The 19525-nt window shown below is 67.0% G+C and carries 19 protein-coding genes; 5 read left to right on the top strand and 14 right to left on the bottom strand.

Annotated elements, in window-relative coordinates; all coding sequences use genetic code 11:
- Window position 1: 1 nt before the first annotated feature.
- Window positions 2-1069 (bottom strand): uroporphyrinogen decarboxylase, encoded by a 1068-nt coding sequence (hemE, locus tag IEJ03_RS00345; RefSeq protein ID WP_192035797.1) that lies wholly within the window; start codon window positions 1067-1069, stop codon window positions 2-4.
- A gap of 196 nt (window positions 1070-1265) precedes the next feature.
- On the opposite strand from hemE, the gene ribA reads away from it, so the two are divergent.
- The gene (gene ribA / locus IEJ03_RS00340; RefSeq protein ID WP_192035796.1) at window positions 1266-1901 is read left to right on the top strand and encodes a GTP cyclohydrolase II; all 636 of its coding nucleotides are present in this window, start codon (window positions 1266-1268) and stop codon (window positions 1899-1901) included.
- Window positions 1902-2047: 146 nt separating this feature from the next.
- On the top strand, window positions 2048-2749 hold the full coding sequence (locus IEJ03_RS00335) for a hemolysin III family protein (RefSeq protein ID WP_192035795.1): 702 nt from the start codon (window positions 2048-2050) through the stop codon (window positions 2747-2749).
- Window positions 2750-2785: 36 nt separating this feature from the next.
- On the opposite strand, the gene IEJ03_RS00330 is transcribed toward IEJ03_RS00335, so the two are convergent.
- The 6 genes from IEJ03_RS00330 to IEJ03_RS00305 form a co-directional block, all read right to left on the bottom strand.
- Window positions 2786-4027: a DUF4172 domain-containing protein gene (locus IEJ03_RS00330; RefSeq protein ID WP_192035794.1), complete on the bottom strand. Its 1242-nt coding sequence runs from the start codon at window positions 4025-4027 to the stop codon at window positions 2786-2788.
- 322 nt (window positions 4028-4349) lie between these two features.
- Entirely contained in the window at window positions 4350-5117 is a 768-nt protein-coding gene (gene djlA, locus IEJ03_RS00325; RefSeq protein WP_192035793.1) for a co-chaperone DjlA, read from the bottom strand.
- A 194-nt stretch (window positions 5118-5311) separates the two neighbouring features.
- Complete coding sequence (locus IEJ03_RS00320; protein ID WP_192035792.1) at window positions 5312-5599, bottom strand: hypothetical protein; 288 nt, start codon at window positions 5597-5599, stop codon at window positions 5312-5314.
- 348 nt (window positions 5600-5947) lie between these two features.
- Window positions 5948-7870: a 1-deoxy-D-xylulose-5-phosphate synthase gene (dxs, locus tag IEJ03_RS00315; protein WP_192035791.1), complete on the bottom strand. Its 1923-nt coding sequence runs from the start codon at window positions 7868-7870 to the stop codon at window positions 5948-5950.
- Between the two features lie 16 nt (window positions 7871-7886).
- The gene (gene ispA / locus IEJ03_RS00310) at window positions 7887-8771 is read right to left on the bottom strand and encodes a (2E,6E)-farnesyl diphosphate synthase (protein WP_192037117.1); all 885 of its coding nucleotides are present in this window, start codon (window positions 8769-8771) and stop codon (window positions 7887-7889) included.
- 23 nt (window positions 8772-8794) lie between these two features.
- A complete protein-coding gene (locus IEJ03_RS00305) occupies window positions 8795-9067 on the bottom strand; it encodes an exodeoxyribonuclease VII small subunit (protein ID WP_242458004.1) in 273 nt (90 codons plus the stop codon).
- A 360-nt stretch (window positions 9068-9427) separates the two neighbouring features.
- Between IEJ03_RS00305 and serA the strand changes: the two genes are divergently transcribed.
- The 3 genes from serA (at window position 9428) to IEJ03_RS00290 (ending at window position 13656) form a co-directional block, all read left to right on the top strand.
- Window positions 9428-10678 (top strand): phosphoglycerate dehydrogenase, encoded by a 1251-nt coding sequence (gene serA, locus IEJ03_RS00300; protein ID WP_192035790.1) that lies wholly within the window; start codon window positions 9428-9430, stop codon window positions 10676-10678.
- 290 nt (window positions 10679-10968) lie between these two features.
- Entirely contained in the window at window positions 10969-11952 is a 984-nt protein-coding gene (locus tag IEJ03_RS00295) for a rhodanese-related sulfurtransferase (RefSeq protein WP_192035789.1), read from the top strand.
- 351 nt (window positions 11953-12303) lie between these two features.
- Window positions 12304-13656: a nucleobase:cation symporter-2 family protein gene (locus tag IEJ03_RS00290; RefSeq protein ID WP_192035788.1), complete on the top strand. Its 1353-nt coding sequence runs from the start codon at window positions 12304-12306 to the stop codon at window positions 13654-13656.
- A 46-nt stretch (window positions 13657-13702) separates the two neighbouring features.
- Here the strand turns inward: IEJ03_RS00290 and IEJ03_RS00285 are convergent, their stop codons facing one another.
- The 7 genes from IEJ03_RS00285 to IEJ03_RS00255 all read right to left on the bottom strand — a co-directional run bounded on the left by IEJ03_RS00285 (window position 13703) and on the right by IEJ03_RS00255 (window position 19524).
- Window positions 13703-14917, bottom strand: coding sequence for an amino acid deaminase (locus IEJ03_RS00285; protein ID WP_192035787.1), 1215 nt, complete (start codon window positions 14915-14917; stop codon window positions 13703-13705).
- 129 nt (window positions 14918-15046) lie between these two features.
- Window positions 15047-15535 carry an ureidoglycolate lyase gene (locus IEJ03_RS00280; RefSeq protein ID WP_192035786.1) on the bottom strand — a complete coding sequence of 163 codons (489 nt, stop codon included), beginning with the start codon at window positions 15533-15535 and terminating at the stop codon, window positions 15047-15049.
- A gap of 20 nt (window positions 15536-15555) precedes the next feature.
- Entirely contained in the window at window positions 15556-16407 is an 852-nt protein-coding gene (locus tag IEJ03_RS00275) for a bifunctional allantoicase/(S)-ureidoglycine aminohydrolase (protein ID WP_192035785.1), read from the bottom strand.
- Window positions 16408-16577: 170 nt separating this feature from the next.
- Entirely contained in the window at window positions 16578-17438 is an 861-nt protein-coding gene (locus tag IEJ03_RS00270) for a MurR/RpiR family transcriptional regulator (protein WP_192035784.1), read from the bottom strand.
- A gap of 46 nt (window positions 17439-17484) precedes the next feature.
- Window positions 17485-18213, bottom strand: coding sequence for an amino acid ABC transporter ATP-binding protein (locus tag IEJ03_RS00265; RefSeq protein ID WP_192035783.1), 729 nt, complete (start codon window positions 18211-18213; stop codon window positions 17485-17487).
- On the bottom strand, window positions 18194-18850 hold the full coding sequence (locus IEJ03_RS00260; RefSeq protein WP_192035782.1) for an amino acid ABC transporter permease: 657 nt from the start codon (window positions 18848-18850) through the stop codon (window positions 18194-18196). The genes IEJ03_RS00265 and IEJ03_RS00260 overlap by 20 nt, the downstream gene beginning before the upstream one ends.
- Window positions 18847-19524, bottom strand: coding sequence for an amino acid ABC transporter permease (locus tag IEJ03_RS00255; RefSeq protein WP_192035781.1), 678 nt, complete (start codon window positions 19522-19524; stop codon window positions 18847-18849). The genes IEJ03_RS00260 and IEJ03_RS00255 overlap by 4 nt, the downstream gene beginning before the upstream one ends.
- Between the last annotated feature and the right edge of the window lies 1 nt (window position 19525).

Raw genomic sequence — 19525 nt, 5'->3', positions numbered from 1 at the left:
GTCAGGGCGCCGCGTGATAGGCCGGGCTCAGCTCGTGCAGCGCGTCCATGAAGGCGCTGACGTGACCCGGGTCGGTGAACTGGCTGATGCCATGGCCGAGGTTGAAGACATGCCCGGGGCCTGCGCCATAGCTGTCGAGCACCCGCGCCACCTCGGCGCGAATCGCGCTGGGCTTGGCGAACAGCACATTGGGGTCCAGATTGCCCTGCAGGGCGACCCGGTGCCCGACCCGCTGGCGGGCATCGGAGAGCTCGGTGCTCCAGTCGAGCCCCAGCGCATCGGCACCACTGGCGGCGAGGTGCTCGAGCCACTGGCCGCCGTTCTTGGTGAACAGGATCACCGGCACCCGGCGCCCCTCGTGGCTGCGGATCAGGCCTGAGACGATCTGCTCCATGTAGCGCAGCGAGAACTCGAGATACGCAGGCGTCGATAGGCTACCGCCCCAGGTATCGAAGATCTGCACCACCTGGGCGCCGGCGCGGATCTGGGCGTTGAGGTAGTCGGTGACCGACCGGGCCAGCACGTCGAGCAGCTGGTGCATGGTATCCGGCGTGTCGTAGAGCATGGTCTTCACGTGGCGGAAGTCCTTGCTCGAGGCGCCTTCCACCATATAGGTAGCCAGCGTCCAGGGGCTGCCCGAGAAGCCGATCAGCGGCACCCGACCGTTGAGCTCGCGACGGATGGCACCGACCGCGTTCATCACGTAATCGAGATCCCGTTCGGCATCGGGCACCTGAAGGGCGGCCACCTCGGCCGGGGTGCGCACCGGCTTTCTGAACTTGGGGCCCTCCCCGGTCTCGAAATAAAGCCCCAGGCCCATCGCATCGGGAATGGTCAGGATATCGGAAAACAGGATGGCGGCATCCAGCGGGAAGCGCTCCAGCGGCTGCAGCGTCACCTCGCAGGCCCGGTCGGTGTCCCGGCACAGGTCCATGAAGCTGCCGGCCTGGCCGCGCAGCTCGCGATACTCCGGCAGGTAGCGACCGGCCTGGCGCATCATCCAGACCGGGGTGCGGTCCACGGGCTCGCGCGCCAGGGCGCGCAGGATACGATCGTTCTCGAGGTGCATGCGACGTCATCCGCTGGAAAATTCGACGCCATTGTACCGAATGCCGGGGCCTCTGGTACCAGACCTGCGACCCGATGCCTCGATTGGCCGCTCCCGGGGGACGCCATGACGCTGGTGACTCGTGAGCGTGGGCGGCGTTGCTGGTAGACTGGAAACATCGCGTGCCGCGCGCCGCCCCGCTCTATCGAGGTTTTTCGTGACGATTCGATTCATCGCCGCCTCCCGGCTGCCCACCCCCTGGGCCACCTTCACCATGCACGGCTTCGAGGACGAGGCCACCGGCAAGGATCACATCGCCCTGACGCTCGGCGACATCGCCGATGGCGCGCCGGTACTCGGTCGCGTGCACTCGGAGTGCCTGACCGGGGACGCGCTGTTCTCGATGCGCTGCGACTGCGGCTATCAGTTGCAGGAAGCGCTCAAGCGGATCGCCGCCGAGGGCCGAGGCGTGCTGCTCTACCTGCGCCAGGAAGGCCGCGGCATCGGCCTGCTCAACAAGATCCGCGCCTATCACCTGCAGGATGAGGGCGCCGATACCGTGGAGGCCAACGAGCGCCTGGGCTTCGGCGCCGACATGCGCCGCTACGGCCTGTGCGTGCCGATGCTCGATCACTTGGGGGTCGCCTCGCTGCGTCTGATGACCAACAACCCGCGCAAGGTCGAGGCCCTGACCCGCGATGGCGTCGAGGTGAGTGAACGCTTACCCATCACCACCGGTCTCAATCCTCATAACGAGCAGTATCTGTCCACCAAGGCCGGCAAGCTGGGGCACATGATGGCGTTGGGCGACTTCACCCAGGCGGACGACGTGGACATCGAGCGCAGATCCTGAGGGGATAAGGGTGGAGATAGGGCGGGAGATAGGACTGGAGATAGCCCTATAGATAGCCCTTAGCTACCGTCGTGAACGACGAGGGGCGGACCCACCACCCCGATCGTGACCTGCGCAGGCTCGCCCCTCACCATGGGAGAGACAGCATGGTCGCGATCTCGCCACCCCCCACCGATGAGCCCTCGCCGTCCGACGCAGCCGACGGCTATACCCTGCTCGAGGAACTCCTGCACAGCGTGAGCCACGGCATCGGCGCCGTGCTCAGCGTGGCCGGCATGACCGTGCTGATCGTGGCGGCGAGCCTGGGTCGTGACGTCGACCCCTGGAAGCTGGTCGGCGTCAGTCTCTATGGCATCACCCTGATCACCCTCTATAGCGCCTCGGCCTTCTATCACGGCAGCCGCCACCCCCGCCTCAAGCGGGCGCTGCAGATCGCCGACCACTGTGCCATCTATGCCCTGATCGCCGGCACCTATACCCCCTTCCTGCTGGTCAACCTGCGCGACGGACCGGGCTGGTGCCTGCTTGCCTTGGTCTGGACCCTGGCCCTCGGCGGCATCGCGCTGAAGATCGGCTGGCCCCACCGCTTCGCCACCCTGCGTCTGATCCTGTACCTGGCCATGGGCTGGCTCGCCCTGATGGCGGTCGATGATCTCGTCACGGCGCTCTCACCGACCAGCCTTGCACTGCTGCTCGGCGGCGGGGTCATCTACACCCTCGGCGTGATCGTCTTCGTGATCGAGGCCATTCCCTACAATCACGCCATCTGGCACGGCTTCGTACTGGCGGGTAGCGGCTGTCACTACGCCGCCGTCTATACCGGGGTGCTGCCCTTCGTAGCCCTCTAGGGAGGTCGTGTCCTGATGCAGGCCTGGCGGGCCACGCTAGTCGCTCCCCTCAAGGGCCGGCAGCCGGTAGCGGGTGCCCCGACCCACCCCGGTGCTCTGCAGTACTCCCTTGGCCACCAGATCCGAAAGATCCCGCGCCGCGGTCGGATCGGAGGTCGTCACCAGCGCCCGGTAGTCCGAGCGCGCCACCCCGGCGCCATCGTCCCGCTCGAGCAGGGTCAGCACCAGCTCCCGCTGGCGAGCATTGAGAGGCGTGCGGGCGTGCGCAAGCCACAACCGCTCGGCCCGGCGCACCCGGACGAAGTGGGCCTGGGCACCTCGGGCGCCCTCACGCAGCCGAGCCAGCCACCAGCGCACCCAGGGCTCCAGGTCACCGGGGGGCTCGGCTTCTGCCTCGGCCGGCAGGCCGGCATCCAGCCGCGAGCGGGGGGTGGGTGGGCGGCCGAAGCAGGCCTCGCGCAGCGCCTGCCAGTCGCCATGGGCGTCCACCAGGGCCGGGGCGAGGGCCTGACGACGCCAGGCATAGGGTTCCAGCGTCGCGGCATCGGGCAGCGCGGCGAGTTCGCCCTCGGCCTGCAGCGCCATGATGCCCTCGGCGCGAGTCAACCAGCGGGCGAGCAGCAGCCGGCCGATCAGGCCATTGCCCAGCGCGAAGGGCGACAGCGCCGACCAGTGAGCATGCAGCCGCAGCGTCTGCAGGTGGCCGGCCCCCTCGAGCCCCGGCTCCTCACTCTCAAGGCGCGTGAAGAAGCCCTCGAGCTCCGCGGCCAGGGCCGTCCGGTCCGCCCCCGGTGCCCGGTAGCGCAGGCGCTTGATCCCGTAGCGCCCGCTGACCTCCTCGAAGGGCCCGTCCCGCCACTCGCCCACCGCCTGGCCGGCACTGCGCGGCAACTGGGGCGCCAGGCGACGGTGCCACTCCCGCAGCCGCGCCTCGCCAAGCGGCATAAAGGCCGTGCGCACCGCCTCCAGGGTCACGTCGACGAAGGTCTCCACCATGGGCGCCACCGGTCGCCCCGGGCCCTCATCGGCCAGCCCCAGCGCCTGGTGCAGAGCGGTGCGAATCGCACTGCGCTCCAGGGCGACACCGGAGAGCCGGGCACTTGACTCGATCTCCTCGCCGAGCAGCGTCGCCTCCAGCCGCAGGCGCTGATCGGCCGTCAGGGCGGCGCCCTGACTCACCAGCGGCGCCACCGTCGCCTGGGTTGCGCCCAGCGGTCCCAGCAACCGACTCGGGTCGAGGCGGCCTCGGGGCCAGTCCGACTCCTGCCAAATCCACATAACGTCTTCTTCTCCTTGATGTTTTCAGAGCCAAACGGCAACCGAGAGGCGCATTTTACCACTCTACGGATCAATTTATGACACGAAAAACACAAAGATGTCGATCTACGGACAGAGTTTCACCAATCACCCGCTAGAGTCACTACCTGATCTGTGGCAAGCCCATGATTCTTATCATTTCATGGCGTCATCAGGGGGACGGGGAAGCCGCACCCCTCTCGCACGATCAGGCCTTGATCGAGCGACAAAAAAGCGCCCATTGCGTATCACCAGGTGATCCGCAATGGGCGCCAGAATGGCTCGCGCACCGAGAGGCGCTACATCAGGCGGCGGCTTCCCGCGCCTTCTTGATCCGCTCGTAGGCGTTGCTGATCTCGCTGGTGCGCTCCTTGGCCATCTCGCGCATGCTCTCCGGCAGCCCCTTGCCGGCCAGCTTGTCGGGGTGGTTCTCGCTCATCAGGCGACGGTAGGCCTTCTTGACCTCGGCATCGCTTGACTCCTCCGAGACCCCCAGCACCCGATAGGCATCCTCCAGCGACGGCCCCTCGGGCGCGCCGCCGGCCCCGGCGCCACCCCGCAGCATGGCCTCGATCTGGGCGATCTCCGCCTCGGAGCACCCCAGGCCCCGCGCCACCCGCAGCAGCATCTCGTGCTCGGCGGGATGCAACTGGCCATCGGCGGCGATGGCCGCGAGCTGGACCTGCAGGAACACCTGCAGCAGGGCTCGCTGGCTGCCGACCACGCCGCGCACCTTGGCGAGCTCCGCCTCCAGGTCGAAGTCCGGCCCCTTGCCGCGGGTGAAGTCGGCCCGGGCCTTGGCCCGCTGCGCCTCGCTCAGCCCCAGGCGATCCCACAGCCGCCGGGAGGCCTCCAGCTCCTCCTCGGAGACCTGGCCATCGGCCTTGCACATGCAGCCCATCACCGCGAAGGTCGATTCCAGAAACTGTGCCTGGGCCCCGGCAAGCTTGCCGATCACGCTCTTCTTCAGGCGCTGGACCAGCCAGTAGCCGAGCCCGCCACCGACCAGCAGGCCGATCGGGCCGCCGATCAGATAGCCCAGCAGGGCGCCAATCACTATCGCTATCACCATGAGTCTCTCGTCCTAGGCCGGCGTCATGCCGGCGTGAGTGGGTAGGGAGGGTATGCGTGCGAGCAGTTTATCAGGCCGGGTTGGGCGGCCACGAACCCAGCCCTTTCGTTCCGACAGACAAAAAAAGACCCCACCGAGGTGGGGCCAGGCAAGGGATCAAAACCTGTCGCTAGTCATCGACGGACGATCGATGCTTAGCGGGTCGCCGCGCGGGCGTGACGCAGGGACTCGGCCTGAGCCTGATCGGAGAAAGCGGTGCGGCGCTCTCCGTCGGCGAGCAGTGCCAGGCGAGCCTTGGCCATGGCGTGGCTGTCGGCGTCCAGGTGGAAGGCCTCGACCGGCTGGTCGGTGCTGACAGCCATGGCCTGCTCGGGGGCGGCCTGGTTGATATCTTGCGCCTGCTCGGTCATGTAGCTGGCCTGGGCGCCAATCGGCAGAACGGCGGCGGCGACGAGGGCGGTGAGCGTCAGTTGGCGTGCCATGAGAACTATCTCCTCTTGAGCATTGGCGGCGCAGCGATCCGCTGCGTTGCGATGGAGAGCATACTATTAGCCAGTTAATTAGTTGACTAATAGTATCTCTCAATCGACCCTCGCCGCTCTGCCTATGGCTGATCTTCGCCATGATGAAACAGGACCACCACCGCCGTGATGAGGCAGGACGACCAGCGCGGCGAGGAAACGGGCAGGTAGAGGCGCGCCGGCCAGAGCAGGCAATACGCGATCGACGGGGCGAAGACAGAGGGTGGGGAGCGCGATCAGGAAGGGCGCCCGGATACAAAAGCGCCGCCCGATCGGGCGGCGCCTGGCAGGACAGGTAGCGTTAGGGTATTAGCCGCGCCGAGCCAGGATGGCGGCCTCGATGCCGGGTACGTCGAGGCCGCAGTCGGCGAGCAGCTGGGCGGGCGTGCCGTGCTCGACGAAGGCGTCGGGCAGCCCCAGGTTGAGCACCCGAACCGACTCGCCGCTCTCGGCGAGCAGTTCGTTGACGGCGCTGCCGGCGCCGCCGGCCACCACGTTCTCTTCTAGCGTCACCAGCAGGTCATGGTAGCGCGCCGCGGCCAGCACCGCCTCGCGATCCAGCGGCTTCACCGAGCGCATGTTGAAGTGGGTGGCATCGAGGCGCTCGGCGACCTCGGCGGCGGCGCCGTTGAGGCTGCCGAAGGCCAGGATGGCGATGCCGTGGCCCTGGCGTCGCAGCTCCGCCTTACCGATTTCCAGCGGCTCGAGGTGCGCGGGGATCTCCACGCCCGGGCCGGTGCCGCGGGGATAGCGCACCGCCGCCGGGCCGGGATGCTGATAGGCCGCCGAGAGCATGGCGCGGCATTCGGCCTCGTTGGCCGGCGCCAGGATCACCATGCCTGGCACGCAGCGCAGGAAGGACAGGTCCATGGCCCCGTGGTGGGTGGGGCCGTCCTCGCCGACCAGGCCCGCCCGGTCGATGGCGAAGGTCACATCCAGCTCCTGCACGGCGACGTCATGGATCAGCTGATCGTAGCCACGCTGCAGGAAGGTCGAGTAGATCGCCACCACCGGCTTGCTGCCCTCGCAGGCCATGCCGGCGGCAAGTGTCACCGCATGCTGCTCGGCGATCGCCACATCGAAGTAGCGCTCGGGGTACTCCCTGGAGAAGCGCACCAGGTCCGAGCCCTCGCGCATCGCCGGCGTGATGCCGATCAGCCGCGTGTCGGCGGCGGCCATGTCGCACAGCCAGTCGCCGAAGACGTTGCAGTACTTCTTCGGCTTCGGTCGCGGCGGGGCCTCGGCGGCACCTGGCTCCATCACCGGCGCCGGCGATGCAGCCGGCGTCACGCTGGGCTTCTCGAGCTTGGTGATGGCGTGATAGCCGATCGGATCGGCCTCGGCGGGCTCGAAGCCGCGGCCCTTGCGGGTCTTGACGTGCAGGAACTGCGGGCCGTCCAGGTCACGCATGCCGTGCAGGGTCTGGATCAGCAGCGGCAGGTCATGGCCGTCGATGGGGCCGATATAGTTGAAGCCCATCTCCTCGAACAGCGTCGCCGGGCTGACCATGCCCTTCATGTGCTCCTCGGTACGCCGCGCCAGCTCCAGGGCGCCGGGCAGATGCGAGAGCATGCGCTTGGAGTTCTCGCGCATCATCGTGTAGGGCTTGCTGGTGAGGATCTTGGCCAGGTAGCTGGCCATGCCGCCGACGTTCTCGGAGATCGACATCTCGTTGTCGTTGAGCACCACCAGCATATTGGCATCGACATGCCCGGCATGGGCTAGGGCCTCGAAGGCCATGCCGGCGGTCAGGGCGCCGTCGCCGATCACCGCGCAGACGCGGCGCTTCTGGCCCTGGGCGCGCGCGGCCAGGGCCATGCCCAGGGCCGCGGAGATCGAGGTGCTGGAATGGCCGACCCCGAAGGTGTCGAACTCCGACTCGGCGCGCCGCGGGAAGGCGGCCAGGCCGCCGTGCTTGCGAATACCGAGCATCGCCTCGCGCCGGCCGGTGAGGATCTTGTGCGGATAGGCCTGGTGGCCGACGTCCCAGATCAGGCGGTCATGGGGAGTATCCAGGGCCTGATGCAGGGCCACGGTGAGCTCCACCACGCCGAGCCCGGCACCGAAATGGCCGCCGCTGACGCCAACGCTATACAGCAGATAGGCACGCAGCTCGTCGGCCAGCTGGGCGAGCTGACCCGCACTCATCGCATGCAGCGCGGCGGGCGTATCCAAGGTGTCGAGCAACGGCGTGGCCGGACGCTCGGCGGGAATCTCGTCGAACAGCTTCATGTGGGCATCTATCGTGTCAGTGGTCGCGCTCGATCATATGACGTGCCAGGGCCACCAGGGTGGCGGCATCGTCGCCCAGCGGCGCCAGCGCCGCCCGGGCCTCGTCGAGCAGGTCATCGGCCATGGCGCGGGCGCCATCGAGGCCGAGCAGGGCCGGATAGGTCGGCTTGTCCCGGGCGGCATCGGCCCCCGAGGTCTTGCCCAGCGTCACGGTATCACCGGTGACGTCGAGGATGTCATCCTGGATCTGGAAGGCCAGGCCGATCGCCGCGGCATAGGCGTCCAGGGCCGCCAGCCGCGGGTCGTCGGCGTCGACCGCGGAGAGGCCACCCAGGCGCACGGCGGCGCGAATCAGCGCGCCGGTCTTGTGGCGGTGCATGCGGGCCAACGCCTCGAGATCGGCCGGTTGCCCCACGGCGGCGAGGTCCAGCGCCTGGCCGGCGGCCATGCCGGTGCGACCGGAGGCCTCGGCCAGGGTCGTCACCAGGGCGGCCAGTCGCGGATGCGCCTGGTGTGCCAGCACCTCGAAGGCCAGGGTCTGCAGGGCATCGCCGGCGAGAATCGCGCTGGCCTCGTCGAAGGCCCGATGCACCGTCGGCTGGCCACGGCGCAGGTCGTCGTCGTCCATCGCCGGCAGGTCATCGTGCACCAGCGAGTAGGCGTGAATCAGCTCCACCGCCGCGGCCGGTGGATCGAGGACCTCATCGGCGGCGCCCAGGGCGCGGCCGGCGGCATACACCAGCACCGGGCGCAGACGCTTGCCACCGCCCAGCACGCCATGGCGCATGGCGGCGTCGAGGCGCTCGGCCGAACCCGGCGTCGCGAACAGCGCCTCGAGCCAGGCATCGATGCGCTCCCGGTCCGCGGTCAGCCGCTGCGTGAGCGGCACCGCCCCGGCCATCGCCGGGGCTTGCTCCTCGACACTCACCGCACCTCCTCCGCGCCACCCGGGAAGGGCGCCTCATCGAGACCGCCATCGGCGCCCTCGACCAGGCTGCGCACCTTGAGTTCGGCGGCATCGAGGCGGCTCTGCGCCTCGCGGGTCAGGCCCACGCCCTGCTCGAAGGCCTCAAGCGAGGCCTCGAGGCTCAGTTCGCCGGACTCGAGACGAGTCACCAGGGCTTCGAGCCGCTCGAGGGTCGAGGCAAAATCCTGAGGGGGCGCACCGGCATCCGGCATGCTGTCCTGATCGGCCATGGGCATCTCGCTGTCGTGGGCAGGCCGCCGGGCCCGCACGCGTCAAAAATCTGGTCGCTCAGTATACACGCAACCCCGGGGGGTGCGTCTGCCCCGCGCCCGACTTGCACCGCGCTCATGGCCGCAACGCAGCATTTTCATCCCGGCCGCGGTCGGCGCGGGCCGCGTCTGTGCTAGGATATGCGCCCTGTTGACCCTGCTCTCTCGCTGCACGAGGCGACGCCTTGCCTGGGCGTGCGCCGCGGGATGGCGTCTCGACAGGCCAACAGACGACATGTCACGAACAGAGGCGCCGCGCCCGTGGTTGGCCGGGTCTCGCAGAACTAGGCGACTCACGCCAACGATAGGGTTGATTCGACAATGGCCAAAACGTCCCTGGACAAGAGCAAGATCAAGATCCTGCTGCTCGAGGGCGTCCACCAGAGCGCGGTGGACAACTTCCTGAATGCCGGTTACACCAACATCGAGCATCTCTCCACCTCGCTCGATGAAGAGACGTTGATCGAGAAGATCCGCGACGTCCACTTCATCGGCCTGCGTTCCCGCACCCAGCTGACCGAGCGCGTCTTCGCCGCCGCCGAGAAACTCGTCGCGGTGGGCTGCTTCTGCATCGGCACCAACCAGGTCGACCTGACCGCGGCGCTTAAGCGCGGTATCCCGGTGTTCAACGCGCCCTACTCCAACACCCGCTCGGTGGCCGAGCTGGTGCTGGCCGAGGCCATCATGCTGCTGCGCGGCATTCCGGAGAAGAACGCCCAGGCTCACAAGGGCGGCTGGCTGAAGAGCGCCAAGAACTCCCACGAGGCCCGCGGCAAGACCCTGGGCATCATCGGCTACGGCAGCATCGGTGCCCAGCTGTCGGTGCTCTCCGAGTCGCTCGGCTTCGACGTCATCTACTATGACGTGGTGACCAAGCTGGCCATGGGCAATGCCCGTCAGGTGGGCAGCCTCGAGGAACTGCTGGCCCGCGCCGACATCGTCAGCCTGCACGTGCCCGACCTGCCCTCGACCCGCTGGATGATCGGCGCGGAGCAGATCGGCCTGATGAAGCAGGGCGGCATCCTGATCAACGCCTCCCGCGGCAGCGTGGTGGAGATCGAGCCGCTTGCCGAATCCCTCAAGGAAGGGCGCCTGCTCGGCGCGGCCGTCGATGTCTTCCCGGTCGAGCCCAAGGGCAACAACGAGGAATTCGTCAGCCCGCTGCGCGGCCTGGAGAACGTGATCCTGACGCCGCACATCGGCGGTTCGACCCTGGAGGCCCAGGAGAACATCGGTGTCGAGGTGGCCGAGAAGCTGATCACCTACTCCGACAACGGCACCACCATCACCTCGGTCAACTTCCCCGAGGTGGCCCTGCCGGCGCACCCGGACAAGCATCGCCTGCTGCACATCCACGAGAACGTGCCTGGCGTGCTGTCCGAGATCAACCGCGTGCTCTCCGAGAACGGCATCAACATCTCCGGCCAGTACCTGCAGACCAACGAAGAGGTCGGCTACGTGGTGATCGATGTCGACAAGGCCTACGGCCCTCAGGCCCTCGAGGCCCTCAAGAAGGTCGAGCACACCCTGCGCATCCGCGTGCTCTACTCCGAGACCAACTACTCGGAGTAACTGCTCGAAGTTACTGCTTCGTAGTAACTATTCAGAGTTACTACTCAGAGTTACTATTCAGAGTAACCAGGCAAGGCGAGCCTCGGGCTCGCCGACACCGCTGACGACCCCGGCCTTGATCTCCCAAGGCCGGGGTCGTTGCGTTTGGGCACCCCATGGCCATGCCAACCCACCACAGGCCTGAGCGAGATCAAGGCCCGCGGGGTGCGAAGGCCGCGCCGGGCGAGTAAAATAGCGCCCACTTTCAACCCCGGTCCGTCCTTTGCGAGGACGACTACCAGGAGAGCTTCATGGCATCACCTCACTCCACGGGGGGCATCGTCGTTGCCGCCCTGTACAAGTTCGTCGCGCTAGAGGATTTCGAGGCCCTGCGCGAGCCGCTGCGTCAGGCCATGCTCGAGCATGACGTCAAGGGCACCCTGCTGCTGGCCCGCGAGGGCATCAACGGCACCGTGTCCGGCACCCGCGAAGGCATCGACGCCCTGCTCCACTGGCTGGGCCGTGACCCGCGCCTTGGCGATGTCGATCACAAGGAGTCCTACTGCGACGAACACCCCTTCTACCGCACCAAGGTCAAGCTGAAGCGCGAGATCGTCACCATGGGCGTGCCCGAGGTCGACCCCAACGCCAAGGTCGGAACCTACGTCGACCCCGAGGAGTGGAATGCGGTGATCGCCGACCCGGAAGTGCTGGTCATCGATACCCGCAACGACTATGAGGTGGCGATCGGCTCCTTCGAGGGCGCTATCGATCCCCAGACCAAGTCGTTCCGCGAATTCCCGGACTACGTCAAAGAGCACTACGACCCGGCCAAGCACAAGAAGGTGGCGATGTTCTGCACCGGCGGCATCCGCTGCGAGAAGGCCTCGAGCTTCATGCTCCACGAGGGCTTCGAGGAGGTCTTCCACCTCAAGGGTGGCATCCTCAATTATCTGGAGAAGGTGCCCGAGCAGGAATCGCTGTGGCGCGGCGACTGCTTCGTCTTCGACAACCGCGTAACGGTACGCCACGACCTCAGCGAGGGCGAGTACGACCAGTGCCATGCCTGTCGCATGCCGATCTCCACCGAGGATCAACAGGCCGAGACCTATGAGCCCGGCGTGAGCTGTCCGCACTGCTTCGATTCACTGCCCGAGAAGACCCGCGCCGCGGCCCGCGAGCGCCAGAAGCAGATCCAGCTGGCCAGGGAGCGCGGCGAGCCGCATCCGCTGGGCCGGGACCCGCGCCAGATGAAAGAAGGGACGCACAAAGACGCGACAGAAGAGGCGAAATAAGCCAGAAAACCCGCAGACAAGACGGGCTTGACCCGCCCCTTTCCCTATCACGCTCCCATGCCGCCGCCTCACCGAGGCGGCGGCATTTTTATGGGCAACGCCTGGCGACTATTGCCGCGCGCCGTGAAGCTACATCGACCGCCTTCGCGATCAGCCATCGACAGACTCGGCTTGCGGCCGGGCCGCCTGATGATATACAAGGAGTGTATACAAAACATTCAAAGGTGTGGACCGCCGGCCGAGCGGCATGGCCGACGCCACCACACTCCGCCCGCGCCCCGTTCGCGAGCCATCCCACGCCTGCTCCAGCATCCACGATTCAACAACAACACTGCATGCGGAGACCCAAGGATGACCCTTCACAGCGACTCGCTCGCCGATGCGCCCACGCGCGTCCGCAGCACCAATGACGTCAATGCCCTGCCACCGCTGTCCCGCGCGATCCCGCTGGGACTGCAGCATGTGCTGGCGATGTTCGTCGCCAACGTCACCGTGCCGATCATCATTGCCGGCGCCGCCGACCTGCCCGCCGAGCAGACCGCCTTCATGATCCAGGCGGCGATGTTCGTCGCCGGCGCCGCGACGCTGCTGCAATCGCTGGGCCTGGGGCCGATCGGCGCGCGGCTGCCAATCGTCATGGGCACCAGCTTCGGCTTCGTGCCGGTACTAATACCCATCGCGGTGGGCATGGGACTCCCCGCGGCGCTGGGCGCCGGGCTATGCGGCGGCATCGCCATGGCACTGGTCGGCAGTTGCCTGCGCTGGGTGCGCTTCCTGTTCCCGCCGGTGGTGACCGGCACCTTCGTGGTGATGCTCGGCACCCTGCTGATTCCGGTGGGCTTTGCCTATGTGGGCGGCGGCTTCGGCGCCGCCGACTTCGGGGCCCCCCACCATCTGTTGCTGGCGGCCCTGGTGCTGCTGGTGACCCTGGGGCTGCATCAGTTCGGCCGTGGCATCTGGTCGGAGGCGGCGCCGCTGATCGGCCTGCTGGCGGGCTACGCCACCGCCGCGACCTTCGGCCTGGTGGATGTCTCCGGGGTGGGAGAGGCGAGCTGGCTGTCGCTGCCGGCGCCGCTCGCCATCGGCGTCGAGTTTCACCTGGCGGCGATCCTGCCGGTGGTGCTGCTGGCGGTGGTGACCTGCGCCGAGTCGATCGCCGACATCGTCGGCACCACCTCGGGGGGCATGGACCGCCAGCCGACCCGGCGCGAGCTCTCCGGGGGCGTGATGGCCGATGGCCTGTCCAGCGTGTTCGCGGCGGTGTTCAATGCCTTCCCGCAGATCAGCTTCAGCCAGAACGTCGGCATGGTGGCACTGACCGGGGTGGTCAGCCGCTACGTGGTGGCGATCGGCGGGGCCTTCCTGGTGATCGCCGGGCTGGTACCCAAGCTCGGCGCGCTGATCTCGAGCATTCCCGATGCCGTTCTGGGCGGCGCCGTGCTGATCATGTTCGGCATGATCGCCAGTGCCGGCATCAAGATGCTGTCCCATGTCGCCTTCGACAAGCGCAACATGGTGATCATCGGCGTCTCGCTGGCGGCGGCCATCGGCCTACCGGCGCAGCAGGGCCTCTATGCGGGCCTCGATGACAACCTTCAGGCGATCATCGAATCCGGGCTGATTCCCGGCGCCCTATGCGCCATCGTCATGAACCTGGTACTGCCCAACCGCGAGGCCGGCCCCGCCGAGCACGAGCCGTCATGACGCCCTGCTCTGCCCCCCGTCACGACGACTTCCCTGATGATCATGCCTAGAAACAGGTAGGCATCTCCTCGATGACATCGAGCGCCGCGTCGACCCGACAGACGCGGCGCCACTTGTCGAAGGTCAGGCAGGGGTGTGAGGCACCGAAGGCGACGATGTCGCCGATGCGCACCTCGTCCGCATCACTCCCATCCGCTGCGGCGGGCAGCCGCACGAAGGCGTGCTGATCCATAAGCTTGACGACTTTCCAGCCGGCCACCGACAGCGTCTGCTCGGCAGCGCCGCCCTCCCGATAGCGGCGCAGGGGCTCTGGCAGCTGGTCGGCGCCGATGTCGCGCTTGCCCATGGCCACCACGGCAAGTCCCGGCTCCGGCAGCGACTGCACCTGGGCGAAGATCTCGAGCGCCGGCTCAAGGCCCTGCTTAAGCGTCGGCTGACGCTTAAGCACGCCCCGTTGCGCCTGACGATAGATGCCGTGGTCATGCACCACATAGCAGCCGGGACGCAGCACCGGCACGAAGGGTGCGCCGAGCTCGGCCTCGTGAAAGACCTCGGCGATCAGGTCGTACCAGGCCGAGCCCGAGGCAGTAATCAGCGCCGTCTCGGCCTCGATCAAACCGGCCTCCTCCAACGCCTGGGCGGCCTCGACCATGCGCCAGGCGTAGGCACGGATCGCCGCCGCCGGTTCGCCATCGTCGGCCTTCACCACGCCCTCATAGCCCTCGAGCCCGGCCAGCACCAGCGCCGGCTCTTCCTGGAGGCGTGCGGCCAGCGCCAGCACCTGCGTCTGGTCACGACAGCCGCAGCGTCCACCCGCCACACCCAGCTCGATCAATACGTTGAGCCTCAAGCCGCGGGCCGCGAAGTAACGTCCCAGCTGCGCGACGTTGGCGGCGCTGTCGACCACGCAATAGACCTCGGCGCCGTCCTCGATCAGGTCGGCGATGATCGCCATGTTGGGCTCGCCGATCAGCTGGTTGGCCATCAGCAGCCGTGTGGCGCCATGGGCGAAGGCAGCACGGCACTGAGGGGCGGTGGCGAGGGTGATGCCCCAGGCGCCCGCCTCGAGCTGACGCTTGAAGAGCGCCGGGGTCATGGTGGTCTTGCCGTGGGGAGCGAGCCGGGCGCCATGGGCGTCGGCGAAGGCCTGCATCCAGGTCAGGTTATGGGCCAGCGCCGGCTCGAAGACCGCCGCCGCGGGCAGGCTGACACCGGCCAGCAGATTGGGGCCGGTCTCGATGGTGCCCTTGTCGGTGTGCATGAGGCCTCCTGGGCGATGGGGGAAAAGGGATAGCATGGACGCCATCATGCCCCAATCGCGCCGATGGCAGCCAAAATGCAGCCAAAGTCCGGCCAGGCAGCCGCGCTTAGCCCATGTTCATGCTTACCGTCAGGACAGGCTCACCCGCACCGCTAGGGCCTGCTCGTCGCAGTTGTCGCCAGGGCCGCCCCGGTCGACGACCAGAAATTCCCCCTCGCGCTCGAGCACCGATTGCACCGCATGCCAGGTGCCGGCGTGGTAGTTCACACCCTGGCGACCATCGGTGACGAAGGCGCAGACCTGGCCGGGGTCGATGACCTCGCCTGGGGGCGCCACCACGATCAGGAAGCGTTCCTCGTGCAGCGGCATGAAGGCCTGGCTGCCCAGCGGATGGCGCTCAAGGTGGGGGAGCTCCAGGGGCAGGCTGACCGGCTGGCTGACGAAGACACTGATCAGCGGCCGCGCGCCCTCGCCGAGCAGCTCGACGCTGGCCAGATCATGATGGCGCCGGGTACGCCCGGCGTTGATGGGGAAGGCCGCCGACCCGCGGCTGTCGATGACATCGCCGAAGGGCGCGAAGGCCTCGCGGGTCAGGGGGCGGGCGATCAACTCGAGCATGGCAGGCTCCTCGGCCAGCGTTAGCGGTGCAGGCCCCGATAGGCCGCGGAGGCGTTCAGCGCCATGTGGCGATTGACGTCCTTGTAGAGCAGGTAGCGGAAGGGGCCGGGGCCACCCGCATAGCAGGCCTGCGGGCAGAAGGCGCGCAGCCACATGTAGTCGCCGGCCTCGACTTCGACCCAGTTCTGGTTGAGATGATAGACGGCCTTGCCCTCGAGCACGTAGAGGCCGTGCTCCATCACATGGGTCTCGTCGAAGGGAATCACGCCACCGGGCTGGAAGGTGACGATGTTGACGTGCATGTCGTGGCGCATGTCGGCCGGGTCGACGAAGCGCGTGGTGGCCCAGTTGCCGTCGGTATCCGGCATCGGGGTCGGTTCGATGTCCTGCTCGTTGGTGACGAAGGGCGTGGGCGGTTCGAGGCCCTCGACGGCCTCATAGGCCTTGCGGATCCAGTGGAAGCGCACCTCGCTCGCGCCCTCGTTGCGCACCCGCCAGTCGCATCCCGGCGGAATGAAGGCGTAGCCCCCCGGGCGCATCAGATGCGTCTCGCCGGCAAGCGTCAGGGTCAGCTCACCCTCCACCACGAACAGCACCCCCTCGGCGCCGGGATCGAGCTCGGGCCGGTCGCTGCCGCCGCCCGGGGCGATTTCCATGATGTACTGGGAGAAGGTCTCCGCGAAGCCCGACATCGGCCGCGACAGCACCCACAGCCGGGTCTTCTCCCAGAAGGGCAGGTAGCTTGCAACGATATCGCGCAGCACGCCCTTGGGAATGATCGCGTAGGCGTCGGTGAACACCGCCCGGTCCGACAGCAGCTGAGTCTGGGGGGGCAATCCGCCCTGGGGGGCGTAGTAGGAACGCTGTGGCATGCTCTCTCCTCAATCAAGGGTGACGGGCCGGCGGTTCCGGCTCCTATTCTTATCCGTGTCATTCTACGGATTTCTTTTCTTGCCGATGTCTGTTCGCGCAGAGCGCGAACAGGCCATCCGGCGCAGACACCCCAGGCATCAGCGCGCCGGCGGCCGTCGGCGGGCCTTCCCTAGGGCGCCAGTTCGTCGAGCTCCTGATAGAGCTCCATGACCTCACCGATGCGCGCACGCCCCTGCGCCAACCGACGATGCAGCATGGCATTGGCCAGCAGACTGACCAGGCTCATTGGACTGGCATAGCTGTCGAACGCCGAAATCGTCTCCAGCGAACATTCGAGCCGCCAGGTCACGCGATCATCGTATTTGGCGGTCGTCGGATCGCCGATCAGCAGCACGCGCTGGTCTCGCTGAGCCAGCGTCTCGATCAGCGCGTCGAACAGCCGCGGGCGACGACGAAAACCGACCAGCACGATCAGCGCCTGCGGATCGAGCTCGACCAGCTCTTCCGCCAGCGATTGATTGGGTGCCGGCAGCAACCGCACCCCTGCCCGAGCCTGCAGCAACTGCTGGCGCAGATGCAGGGCGATCGGATAGCTGTTGCGGTAGCCGATCACGGCCAGGGTCGGCGCTTCGTCCAACGCGCTGACCACCTCGTCGAACAGCACCGGCGTCAGCCCCTCCAGGCACTGACGCAGATTGTCCTGCTCACGCTCGGCATGACGGCGGAAGCGCTCGACCTCATCGCCCAGCGCATCGGCGCCCGACACCAAAGGCACGCCATAGTGGCGCAATTGCCGCGCATGCGCCTTGACCGCCTTGAAGTCGTCAAAGCCCAGCCGTTTGAACAGGCGCGTGACGGTGGCCTTCGACACTCCGCTCAGGCGCGAGAGGTCCGCGGCACTGTAGACCGCCAGATCCTCCAGATGGGCCAGGATGAAGTCGGCCACCCGGCGCTCCTGGGGCCCCAGCTCGGAAAAATGCTGCTGTAGCCGACGCCCGATATGGATCTGTGTACTCGCTCCCGACATCATGATTCTCGCGTTACGCCTCTATTAGTTACTAGTTACCGCCCCCCGCTCACAACACCGAGGCAATGAACTGGCTCAGTTCCGGCGTCTTGGGCTGGGTGAAGAGCGTCTGCGGATCACCCGATTCGTGAATGCGTCCCTGATGCATGAACACCACCCGGTGACTGACATCACGCGCAAACTTCATTTCGTGAGTGACCAGAATCAGCGTCATGCCCTCCGCCGCCAGGCTCTCCAGCACCAGCAGCACTTCGCCCACCAGCTCGGGGTCGAGTGCCGAGGTCGCCTCGTCACACAGGAGTACTTTCGGCTGCATCGCCAGCGCCCGGGCAATGGCGACGCGCTGCTGCTGACCGCCGGAGAGCTGGGCCGGGTAGGCATCGATCTTTTCCAGCATGCCGACCTTGTCGAGCACTTCTTCGGCGATCCTGCGCGCCTCGGCTCGGGGCGTCTGCTTGACCACCACGGGAGCCAGCATGACGTTCTCGATCACCGTCTTGTGCGGGAACAGGTTGAAGCTCTGGAACACCATGCCCACGTTCTGGCTCAGCTCACCCGGCGACATCGCGGCGCCATCGAGACGCTGATCGGCCAGATGAATGGTGCCCCAGTCGTGTTGCTCGAGCTGGTTGAGGCAGCGCAGAAAGGTGCTCTTGCCCGAGCCGCTGCGACCGATGACCGCGACCACCTCGCCCGACTCGACCTCCAGGTCGATGCCCTTGAGCACCTCCAGGTCACCGAAAGATTTATACAGGTCTTTAACGGATACCAGCGCCATAGAGTCGTTTCTCCAGATAACGGGCGTAGCGGGACAGCGGATAGCAGAGAATGAAGTATCCGAGCGCCACCAGCGCGAAGATGGTGAAGGGAGCGAAGGCCGCATTGTTGAGCATGGTGCCGGCCTTGGTCAGCTCGACGAAGCCGATCACCGAGGCCAGGGCAGTGCCCTTGATGACCTGTACGGAGAAACCGACCGTCGGGGGCACAGCCAGTCGCAGCGCCTGAGGCAGGATCACATGGCGCATCGACTGCAGGTAGTTCAACCCGAGGACGCGAGACGCCTGCCACTGGCCGCTGGGCACCGCCTCGACGCAGCCGCGCCAGATGTCGCACAGGAAGGCGCTGGTAAACAGCGTCAGCGCCACACTGGCCGCGGTCCAGGCGGAGACGTCGAACCCCAGCACCGCCGCACCGAAATAGGCCAGGAACAGCTGCATCAACAGCGGCGTGCCTTGGAACACATCGACGTAGAGCCGGATCAGCCAGCGAATCGGCTTCAGCCCGCCCATGCGCAGCAGGGTCAACACCAGCCCGACCGCGGCTCCGCCGATGAAGGCGATCAGAGACAGCACCACCGTCCAGCGCCCGGCCAGCAGCAGGTTGCGGACGATGTCCCACAGCGTGAAATCCGTCATGCCGAACCTCCTTGGCGGAAGGCGAACAGGCGCCGCCCGACGAGCTCGAACGAGAGCCGCATACCGACCGCCAGCAGCAGATAGATCAGCGTCACCACCAGATAGACCTCGAAGCCGCGGAAATTCCGTGACTGGATGAAATTCGCGGCATAGGTCAGATCGAAGACCGAGATCTGGGATACCACCGCCGAGCCCAGCATCACGATGATGCACTGGCTGATCAGCGACGGATAAACCCGCGAAAAGGCCGGCACCAGTACCACATGGCGATAGCTCTGCAGGCGGGAAAGTCCCAGCGCACGCGAGGCCTCATGCTGGCCGCGGACGGTCGAGTCGATCCCCGCGCGCAGAATCTCGGCGGTGTAGGCGCCCAGGTTCAAGATCATCGCCAGCAGGGCCGCGACCGTCGCACTGATCGGCACGCCCAGCGCCGGCAGGCCGAAGAACAGAAAGAACAGCTGCACGATGAACGGGGTGTTGCGCACCACCTCGACATAGCCGCCCAGCAGGCGGCTCGTGATGCCCGACCCCAGGTCACGTACATAGGCGACGACGATCGCCAGCGCGATACCAGCGAAGGTAGTGACGACCGTCAGCCACAGCGTCGTCACCAGCCCTTCCAGGATCTCGCCCGAATACGGCAGCAGCGTGGAGAAATCCAGCGTCATGGTCATT

Source organism: Halomonas sp. YLGW01, assembly GCF_014840935.1.
GTDB lineage: Bacteria > Pseudomonadota > Gammaproteobacteria > Pseudomonadales > Halomonadaceae > Onishia.
Note: the sequence above shows the minus strand (reverse complement) of the source record. Positions and strands in the feature narration are given on the sequence as shown.